A 9651-nucleotide genomic window follows, 5' to 3' on the forward strand; every position below is an offset into this window, starting at 1 on the left:
CAGATTGGAAGACTGGGCCCTTATCCGCAGGCTTCATCTGGCTGAAGGGATGCCCAAGCCTCGGATCGCCAGAGACCTCGGGATCTCCAGGACCACCGTGCTGAAGGCGCTGGCGTCCGGGGGCCGCCGGAGTTCCGCATGCCGCATCGGTCCAGTCCTCCGCGTTCGGCGGGTTCGAGCCCAGGGTTCGTGCGCCAGTCGTAGACGGTGGAGACCGGCACCCCGAGATAGGCGGCCAGCTCGCTCACGTCCAGCAGGCTCTCCGGTCCCCCGGGGTTCTCTGAGGCGTGTTCGGTGTCCATGGCGGACAGGTGCACCGCATTCCCCCATGGGAACCGGAAGCGACCAGAGCAACCAGGCGTCTGTCGGAGCGCAGCGGTCCCGGGGCGCCGTCGGGAGGTCAAAGTGATGGGTTTTTGATGACCGGGTCAAGTTTCACCAACTGAAAAGCCGCGGAAACCCTTGGGTTTCCGCGGCTTTGTGGTCGGGATGACAGGATTTGAACCTGCGACCTCTTCGTCCCGAACGAAGCGCGCTACCAAGCTGCGCTACATCCCGATCCGTCACCGGGTTCCCCCGAGCAACTCATACAGGATACCCGATCCGAGTCCCCGGCGTGAAATCGGGGAGCGACTCTGGCCCAGTCGGAGAGCCCTCAGACGAGGGACTCGCGCCACGCTCCGTGAAGCGCCGCGAAGCGTCCACCACCGCGAATGAGTTCCTCGGGAGTGCCGTCCTCGACAATGCGGCCCCCGTCCATGACAAGCACCCGATCCGCGATCTCGACGGTCGAGAGGCGGTGGGCGATGATGATCGCGGTTCGGCCCCGCCGCGCGAGGAGGCGCGAGAGGCCAGCCTGCACGAGGCGCTCCGACGGGATGTCGAGCGAGGAGGTTGCCTCGTCGAGGATGAGCACCGCGGGCGCGGCGAGGAATGCTCGGGCGAACGAGATGAGCTGTCGTTGGCCCGCGGACACCCGCCCGCCGCGCTTGTTGACGTCCGTGTCATAGCCGTCCGGCAGCGCCGAGATGAACTCGTGTGCGCCCACAGCCTTGGCTGCCTCCTCGATTTCCTCTCGCGACGCCGTCGGACGCCCCAAGGCGATGTTGTCCGCGACGGAGCCGCTGAAGAGGAACGCCTCCTGGGTGACCATGACGATGGCGCGGCGCAGGTCCGGCGTCGAAAGCCGCCGGAGGTCGACGCCGTCGAGCGTGAGCGCACCCGAGCTGACGTCGTAGAACCGAGCCACGAGCTTCGCGAGCGTCGACTTGCCAGCGCCGGTTGCGCCGACGAGCGCGACCGTCTGGCCAGCCGGGATGTCCAGGCTGAACTCGGGCAGCACGACGGGGCCGTCGCCATAGCGGAACCCGACACGGTCGAAACGGACCGTTCCGCGCGGGTCCTGGAGCGGTTCCGGGTCGCGCGGAGCGGTGACGGTCGGGACCTCTTCGAGCAGCCCGGAGACCTTCTCGAGCGCGGCTTGGGCGCTTTGGAAGGAGTTGTAGAACATCGCCATGTCCGCAATGGGCTGGTAGAACCGCTTGACCGAGAGGACGAGGGCGAGGAGGACGCCGACGGCGAGCGCCCCGCTGAGCACGCGCAGACCCGCCACGAGGAGGACGACGGCGACCGTGATGTTGCCGATGAGCACGAGCCCCGGCTGCAGGATGCCGTTGAGCTGGATCGAACGTGCCGTCACCTTGCGGTACTCCTCGGTGAGACCGCCGAACTCCTCGTTGTTCTCGGGCTCCTTGCGGAAGGCCTTGACCGCGCGGATCCCCGTCATGGTCTCCACGAAGTGCACGATGAGCCGGGCGGACGCGACCCGCGATGCCCGGTAGGCGATCTGCGAGCGGATCTGGTACCACCGGGCGAGGGCGAGCATGGGCATGGCGGCTGCGAGCATGATGAGCCCCGAGATCCAGTCGAGGAGGAACACCGTGGTGGCCGTGAACAGCATGAACAGGACGCCCGAGACGAGGGAGCTGACCCCCGAATCGAGCAGGTCGCGCAGCGCCTCGAGGTCCGAGGTCTGGCGGCTGATGATGCGACCCGAGGTGTAGTGCTCGTGGAAGTCGAGGCTGAGGCGCTGCGTATGCCGGAACACCCGGACCCGCAGGTCGAGGAGCATCGTCTGGCTGAGCTTCGCGGTGGACGTCACGTAGCCGGCTGTCAGGAGCGCCGTCGTGAGGGCGGCCGCAAGATACGTCGCGCCGGCGAGCCACACCAGCAGCGAGCGCCCCTGGATGAGCGCGGGCAGGGCGTTGTCGATGCCGAATGCGATGATCGCTGGCCCTGCAGCCTTGGTCGCCTGCGAGACGACGACCATAGCCAGCGTCGCCCAGAAACGCACCCGAACCGGGTGGATGAGATCCCGCAGGAGCCGGAGCGAGCGGCGTCGGACGGCGCGCGAATCCTCGCGGGTCAGATCAACCTCGTCCTCCGCATGGTCCTTCGGGGCTACGGCGCGGGGCGTCACGACGGCGCGGGACGCGGGGCTCATCGGGCCTCCTCGAGGTCGTCGAGACTGTCGTCGGAGTCCAGTTCGCTGTCGAGGTCCCGCGGCTCGGTGTCGAGGCTCGCGATCACATAGCGATAGTGGGGGTTCCGCGCCAGCAGCTCGGAGTGGGTTCCGACGTCGTCGATCACGCCGTCGCGGAGGAGGGCAACCCGGTCGGCGAGCGCAACCGTCGAGGGCCGGTGGGCGACGATGAGGGTCGTCGTCTCGGCGAGCACCTCGCGGAGGCGGGACTCGACGCGTTCCTCGGTCGCGACGTCGAGCGCAGAGAGCGGGTCGTCGAGGACCAGGACGGACGGCTTCGCCGCAATGGCCCGTGCCAGCGCGATGCGCTGCCGCTGGCCGCCGGAGAGGCTCAGCCCCTCCTCGCCGATCCGTGTGTCGACGCCCTCAGGGAGTGCGTACGCGAACTGTGCCTGCGCGACGTCGAGCGCCTCCTCGAGGGTCGCCTCGGCCTCTGGTCCCTCCCGCACCGGGGCGCCGAGCAGCACGTTGTCCCGCACCGAGCTCGAGAAGAGCGTCGTATCCTCGAACGCGACCGAGACGACACGCCGCAGCTCGGCGAGCGGAAGGCTCCGCACGTCGACCCCGTCGATCTCGACGGCGCCGCCGCTCACTTCGTAGAGGCGGGGAACGAGCTGGAGGAGCGTGCTCTTGCCCGACCCGGTGACGCCGACGAGGGCCATCGTCTCGCCGGGGACCAGCTCAAGGTTGATCCCACGGAGCACCGGGCGAGCGCCGTCGTCGGGCATTCCCGCGCGGTTCGGCGCTTGATTGGCCCGATCTCGTGTGCGGGGCGTCGCGCGGCCCGAGCGCGGGGGCTCGTAGGCGAAGCGCACGTCGCGGAAGGCGAGCGTCCCGAGCGGGGCGGCCGACGGCGATAGCGAGCCGGCGTGGGCCGGCTCGGTCGGGTCGGTGATGGCCACGGGTTCGTCCATCACTTCGTAGTGGCGGTCGATCGCAGTCTTCGCGGTGAGCGCCATGCCCACGAGCGCCCCGGACATCTCGACGGGGTTGGCAACGGCCGCCGCGGTGGCGAAGAACGCCGCAAGGGCCCCGACGGTGATCTGCCCGGTCGCGGCGAGCCAGAGGCCGACCATGAGCCCCGTGCCGAGCGCGAGCTCCGGGAGCAGCGTCACGACCATGCTGAACACCGCGAGATGACGTGCCTTCGTGACCTCCGTCTCCCGCAGCCCCTCCGCCTGGAGCGCGAAGTTCTCGAGCGCTTCCCTGCTGCGCCCGAAGGCCTTGAGCACGCGGATGCCGTGCACCGACTCCTCGACAGCCGTCGCGAGGTCGCCGGCCTGGTCCTGGCTGCGCCGAGACGCGGCGACGTACTGGCGACGGAACCGAAAGCTGTAGATGCTGATCGGGACCGCGGCCGCGAGGAAGATGAGCGCGAGCTGCCACGAGATGGTGAACAGCATCGAGATGCCGACGATCACGGTTGCGAACGAGATCACGAGATAGATGGCGCCGAACGCGAGCCAACGGCGGAGCATGTTGAGATCGGTCATCGCGCGCGAGAGCAGCTGACCCGATCCCCACCCGTCGTGGAACGAGACCGGGAGCACCTGCAGGTGGCGGTACAGCTTGACTCGCAGCGCGGCCTCGACGTTCGTCGCCGGGTCGAGCACGAAGATCCTGCGCAGGAACGTCAGCACCGCTTCGAGGACGCCCATGAGGAGCACGACGGCGGACGCCCACACGACCGCCGAAGGACCGGCCCCAGGACGGAGCAGTGCGTCGATGACCGCGCGGAACACCTGTGGGACGAGCACGGCAAGGACAGACGCCGAGAGCCCGACGCCGAGGCCAGCGAGAAGTCTCGGAATGATCGGGCGCGCTTCCGGGGCGAGCCGCGCAAGGCTGCTGCGGAAGGAAATCTGATGATTGGCGGGGGCCTGTGCGGGCATGCCGTCGCTCACACCTTCGGCTAGAAGTAGTTAGCTGTGGCAACTACCCTACGCCAATGTCTCCAGAGTGGGGGAGCTGGGCCTACGGGCGGCCGGTCAGCGTGAGCAGGACGGCTTCCGGACGGCACGCGATGCGGATGGGTGCAAAGCGCGACGTGCCGATCCCGCCCGAAACGTTGAGCTGGGCCCAGTTGCCTGCGTGCTCCCACTTCGTGAGGCCCTTCGCGCGCCATGTTGGCAGGTCGCAGTTCGAGACGAGCGCCCCGTACCCCGGGAGGCAGATCTGGCCACCGTGGGTGTGCCCGGCCAGGATCAAGTCGGCGCCAGTGTCGGTGAAGTGGTCGAGCACCCTCTGGTAGGGAGCATGGATCACGGCGACCTTCACGTGCGGTTCTCTGTCGTGGCCGGACGAGCCGCGGGGCCAGTCGGCATACTGCTCGCGCTTGAGGTGGGGATCGTCGACGCCGGAGAAGTCGAAGCGCAGCCTGTCGAAAATCACCGACTGCGAGCGATTTGTGAGGTTGATCCAGCCGGCGGCGCCGAAGCCGCCGAAGAGCTCCTGCCAGTCGAGCTCGATGCGGTCCGGAAGCGGGCGTCGATTGGAGGGCCCGAGCAAGTATGAGGCAGGGTTCCTCGCGACAGGCGCGTAGTAGTCGTTCGAGCCGGGGACAAAGACCCCGGGGAAGCGCAGGAGCGGCCCGAGGGCTTCGAGGAGCGGGGCGACGCCGTCCACGTGGCTCAGGTTGTCGCCGGTGTTGACCACGAGATCGGGGTAGAGCTCGGCGAGGCTCGCGAGCCAAGCCGCCTTCCTGGACTGCCCCGGGACGAAATGGATGTCGCTCAGATGGAGGACACGGATCGGTGACGAACCTTTCGGGAGGATCTGCACCGTCTCCTCTCGGAGGCGGAACTGGTCCTTCTCCCACCAGCCGTACGCCGCTGCGGCGACTCCCGCAGTGGCACCCATGCTGGCCAGGATCCCCGCGCGCTTCGCCCCCCTGACGAGGGCCGCCGTCGTCCTCTGTGCTGCAGGGGCGACGGTCCGTCCCGAACCGGCGGCGGCGCCGCTGAGTGTGACCATCAGCCCTTCTTCTTGGTCGGCGCCACGGTCGGCTGCGGGAAGCTGGTAGGCACGGGGAAGGTCGTCGGCAACGGCACCGTCTGGTTCTGGCTCGTCGTCCCGCCGCCCTGCGTGGTGTCCTGCCCGGTCGTGTTGCTCGGGGTCTGGACCTGCGGCTGCGAGGAGGTGCCCGTGATCAGGCTCTGGGGCGGGGCGTCGAAGTCGCCGTGGTCGTACAGCGGGGCGGCCTGCTGCATGTAGAACGCCCACTGTGGCCCGGCAATGTAGGCACCGTCGACGCTCGGGTAGAAGCGTCCGTTGATCGTGACATTCTGCCCGATGTGGCCCGCCGGTTTGAAGGCGTCGCCGAAGAACGACGCCGTCGAGAGGCCCTTCGTGTAGCCGACCACCCAGGTCTGGCCGTTGAACTGGTTGGTACCGGTCTTCGCGGCGTCAGGGACGCCGAGCTTGATGGTCTGCCCGTTCGCGTCCTTGATGTTGTAGCCCGAACCCTTGGTCAGCACGTCTTGGAGGACGTTCGTCACTGCCTTGGCGACGTCGGGCTTCAGCGAATTCGCCTGACAGCTCGGGCTTTGGCCGCCGATCTTCTTCTCCTGGGCGTCGTCCACCTCGGTGATGGACATGGGCTGGCAGAGAGTGCCGTTGCTCGCGAACGTCGCGAAGGCGTTCGCCATGGTCATCGGCGAGACGTTCGAACCACCGAGCAGGTTGCCGAGCGTCGACATGTCGAGCTTCTCGTTCTTCCCCGAGCCGAGGTGCATGCCGATCGCGTCGGAAGCGCGCTGGATGTCGCAGAAGTCATTGAGCGCCGCGGCCGAGGCGAAGGTCGCGGTGTTGATCGATTGGTAGATGCCCTCGCGAACGGTCATCGGGCGGTACCAGTTGGGCTCGTCGTTCTGGAGGTCCACCGAGCCCGGCACCGTCGAATCGTAGATGCCCTGCACCTTCTGGCATGTCGTCTTCCACGGATAATTGGCGGGGTACCGGCGCTGGGACGCGTCCACGATCTGGTTCGTCGGCTTGCCCTCGTTCAGCCACGCCGCGAGCGTGATCGGCTTCATCGTCGAGCCGGGCTGCATGCCTCCGATCCCACCCAGCGGATTGCCGTTGGCGTCGGCGCTGTCGACGTTGAAGTTGTACGAGGTGAGGAAGTCCGTTCCCTGGCCGGCCACGATCCTCGTGTTCTGGGCCATCGCGAGGACCTTGCCGGTGCCGGGCTGCACCGTCACGAGGGAGGACGACCACTTGTCCGGGTTCGCTCCCGCGGTCGAATCGACCTGCTGCTGTGCGGGCCCCTGGAGGCGCGGGTCGAGCGTGGTCTTGATCGTCAGGCCGCCGCGGGTGAGCTTCTGGACTCGGTCGTCCGTCGTCGCGCCGTACGCGGGATCGTTCTGGATCTGGTTCACCACGTAGTCGCAGAAGTACTGCGCCTGCGACGCGTACGCGCACCCCTGCTTCGGGGGATTCAGCTTGAGCTGGATCGGGGTGTTGACGGCGTCGTCATGCTGCTTCTGATTGATGTATCCGTGTTGGAGCATCGCATCGAGCACGAGGTTGCGTCGCTGTTTGGAGGCCTCGGGGTGCTGGGTCGGGTCGTACCCCGAGGGGCTGTTGACGAGACCGGCGAGGAGTGCGCCCTGCGGCAGGGTCAGGTTCTTGGCGTCTTCCGAGAAGAAGTACTGGCTCGCGGCCTGGATGCCGTACGCATTGCTGTTGAAGAACACGATGTTCAGGTAGCCCTGAAGGATCTGGTCCTTCGAGTACTGCTTCTCGAGTGCAATCGCGAGCTTCATCTCGCGCAGCTTGTCGCCCACGCCCTTCTGGCCGTTGAGCACGACCTGCGCCTGCTTGCCCTGCGAGATGAGGTTCTCGTTGATGACATTCGTCACATACTGCTGGGTCAGCGTCGAGGCGCCCTGCTTGTCACCACGGACGTTCGAGACGAGCGCGCGGAGGATGCCTGTCATGTCGACGCCCCCGTGCTGATAGAAGCGGTAGTCCTCGATCGCGACGATCGCGTTCTTGATGTTGGGGGACATCTGGTCGAGCGGAACCTGCGTCCGGTTCTCGCTGAAAAGCGTGGCAATCTGCGAGCCGTCCGAGGCGAGGATCTTCGTGACCTGCCCGGGAGGGGTGACCGTGAGCTCACTCGGCAGGCTGTTGAAGAACTGGACCGAGCCGTTTGCAGCGCTCCCCGTGACCGCGGCCGCGGGCACCATGAGACCTGCCACGAGCACTCCGCAGATCGCGCTGATTCCGAGGAAGGCGAGGATCTTGCCGAGCGTTGTGGCAGTGTCGAAGAGCGGGTTCTTGCCAGAGGCCATGTAGGGCAGTCTACCGGGACCGATTACTCTGGATTTTATGACCACGTGGGAGTACGCGACCGTACCGCTCATCGTCCACGCTACCAAGCAGATCCTCGACCAGTGGGGCGAGGACGGCTGGGAGCTCGTTCAGGTTGTTCCTGGCCCCGGCGGAAACGGACTGGTGGCGTACATGAAGAGGGAGAAGCAGGCATGAGCGAAGCACAGGCCGGCACCGCCGAGAGCGCGTCGCTCGGAGCGGCAAGCGCCGTCGAACGTCGTCTCGCCGATCTGGGCCTGAACCTCCCCGAGGTGGCCGCGCCGGTCGCCGCGTACGTTCCCGCCGCCGTGGCCGGCGGTTTCGTCTACACGTCGGGGCAGCTTCCGTTCGTCAAGGGCGAGCTGCCCGCGACGGGCAAGGTCGGCGCCGAGGTCAGCTCCGAGGACGCAAAGCGGTACGCGGAGCTGTGCATCATCAACGCGCTCGCGGCGGTCAAGGCGCAGATCGGCGACCTCGACCGCGTGACGCGCATCGTCAAGGTCGTGGGCTTCGTTGCCTCCGATCCGTCGTTCACGGGGCAGCCCGGCGTCGTCAACGGCGCCTCGGAACTGCTCGGCAAGGTGTTTGGCGACGCGGGCGCGCATGCCCGGTCCGCCGTCGGCGTCGCGGTCCTGCCGCTTGACGCACCGGTCGAGGTGGAGTTGATTGCTGAGTTCGCATAGCCGCCGCTTCATCGTCCCCAAGCGGCTTCAGGGGGCGGCGCGCAGCTGGCTCGAGGAGGCGGATCGCCCGCCGCGGACCGCGCGGCAGGCCTCCTCTGTTGTTCTCGTTCGAGACTCGGCTGAGGGCACGGAGACGTGGCTCGCCTATCGTCCGGGCGATTCGCCGCTCGGAGTTGTCGCTTTCCCCGGCGGTTCGGTTCAGAACGCCGACAACGACACGTTCGACTGGTTCGGCCCCTCCGTCGGCCAATGGGCCGAGGCGCTGGGTGTCGAGGAGTTCTCCACCGCCCGGGCCCACGTCGTGGGGGCCATTCGGGAGCTCTTCGAGGAGACGGGAGTGCTTTTGGCGGGTTCGGACGCCACGACCGTGGTCGAGGGCACCGGGACCCCCGAATGGACGCGGGCGCGCGAGGCTGTGGCCAACGAGGAAATCAGCTTTGCCGACCTCATGGCCAAGCGCGGCCTCGGCCTGCGGACTGATCTCCTTCGGCCGCTCGTTCACTGGGTTTCACCTGACTTCGCCCACCGCCGCTTCGACACGCGCTACTTCGCCGCGACGCTTCCCGTCGGCCAGACGCCGATGCTGCTTCCGAGCCGAGGAGTCTGGGGCGAATGGGTGCTGCCTGCTCGGCTGCTGAAGGACCGGGAGACGTCCGTCTTCGGAGACTACATCGGCCAAGAGAACACGAAGGGTCTCGCCCTGGCCGAACTCTTGGTGCCGGCGAGCGAGATCATCCTGGAGAAGATCGCGAAGGCAAAGGGGTGCATCGCGTACCTCAACCTCAAGCGCTCGACCCATACCTATCAGGCTCAGCTCGAGCAGGAGGATGGGAAGCTGTGGCTCCGCGTCGAGGCACCGAGCACAGCCCCCGCGACCGCTGCTCTCTCCGCTGTAGCCGCCCCCCACCCTCCCCACCCCTCCGTTTCGGGTACAGATACTCTCCCCTGAGCCCATTTCGGGTGCAGCTATCAGCGTCTCTGGGCGTTTCGGGTACACAACACCGACGACGACGGCCGGTGCCTTCCGCGTGGAAGGCGCCGGCCGTTGAGTTGGTGTACCCGAGATGGGGTGGGGGGTGAGTTGGCGTACCCGAGACGGTGAAGCTGGGA

At 67.3% G+C, this 9651-nt stretch carries 8 protein-coding genes and 1 tRNA gene; 4 read left to right on the forward strand and 5 right to left on the reverse strand.

Features of this window, described 5'->3' with window-relative positions:
* The first annotated feature begins 4 nt into the window (after window positions 1–4).
* On the forward strand, window positions 5–409 hold the full coding sequence (locus V7053_RS19070) for a helix-turn-helix domain-containing protein (RefSeq protein WP_443022609.1): 405 nt from the start codon (window positions 5–7) through the stop codon (window positions 407–409).
* 72 nt (window positions 410–481) lie between these two features.
* Here the strand turns inward: V7053_RS19070 and V7053_RS11180 are convergent.
* The 5 genes from V7053_RS11180 to V7053_RS11200 all read right to left on the reverse strand — a co-directional run bounded on the left by V7053_RS11180 (window position 482) and on the right by V7053_RS11200 (window position 7839).
* Window positions 482–558: transfer RNA gene (locus tag V7053_RS11180), tRNA-Pro, on the reverse strand.
* Between the two features lie 97 nt (window positions 559–655).
* Complete coding sequence (locus V7053_RS11185) at window positions 656–2503, reverse strand: ABC transporter ATP-binding protein (protein WP_334172351.1); 1848 nt, start codon at window positions 2501–2503, stop codon at window positions 656–658.
* A complete protein-coding gene (locus V7053_RS11190) occupies window positions 2500–4434 on the reverse strand; it encodes an ABC transporter ATP-binding protein (RefSeq protein WP_334172352.1) in 1935 nt (644 codons plus the stop codon). The genes V7053_RS11185 and V7053_RS11190 overlap by 4 nt, the downstream gene beginning before the upstream one ends.
* Window positions 4435–4516: 82 nt before the next feature.
* The gene (locus V7053_RS11195; RefSeq protein WP_443022610.1) at window positions 4517–5401 is read right to left on the reverse strand and encodes a metallophosphoesterase; all 885 of its coding nucleotides are present in this window, start codon (window positions 5399–5401) and stop codon (window positions 4517–4519) included.
* A 113-nt stretch (window positions 5402–5514) separates the two neighbouring features.
* On the reverse strand, window positions 5515–7839 hold the full coding sequence (locus V7053_RS11200) for a transglycosylase domain-containing protein (RefSeq protein ID WP_334172354.1): 2325 nt from the start codon (window positions 7837–7839) through the stop codon (window positions 5515–5517).
* 37 nt (window positions 7840–7876) lie between these two features.
* Here V7053_RS11200 and V7053_RS11205 point away from each other — a divergent pair, with 37 nt between their 5' ends.
* The 3 genes from V7053_RS11205 to V7053_RS11215 are packed head-to-tail and all read left to right on the forward strand — an operon-like array spanning window position 7877 to window position 9490.
* Window positions 7877–8035, forward strand: coding sequence for a DUF4177 domain-containing protein (locus V7053_RS11205; protein ID WP_138414528.1), 159 nt, complete (start codon window positions 7877–7879; stop codon window positions 8033–8035).
* Window positions 8032–8541 carry a RidA family protein gene (locus tag V7053_RS11210; protein ID WP_334172355.1) on the forward strand — a complete coding sequence of 170 codons (510 nt, stop codon included), beginning with the start codon at window positions 8032–8034 and terminating at the stop codon, window positions 8539–8541. Before V7053_RS11205 ends, V7053_RS11210 begins: the two co-directional genes overlap by 4 nt.
* Window positions 8525–9490, forward strand: coding sequence for an NUDIX hydrolase (locus V7053_RS11215; RefSeq protein WP_443022608.1), 966 nt, complete (start codon window positions 8525–8527; stop codon window positions 9488–9490). The genes V7053_RS11210 and V7053_RS11215 overlap by 17 nt, the downstream gene beginning before the upstream one ends.
* The last annotated feature ends 161 nt before the right edge of the window (window positions 9491–9651 follow it).

This window comes from Sinomonas sp. (assembly GCF_036848755.1).
In the GTDB taxonomy this organism is placed as follows: domain Bacteria; phylum Actinomycetota; class Actinomycetes; order Actinomycetales; family Micrococcaceae; genus Sinomonas.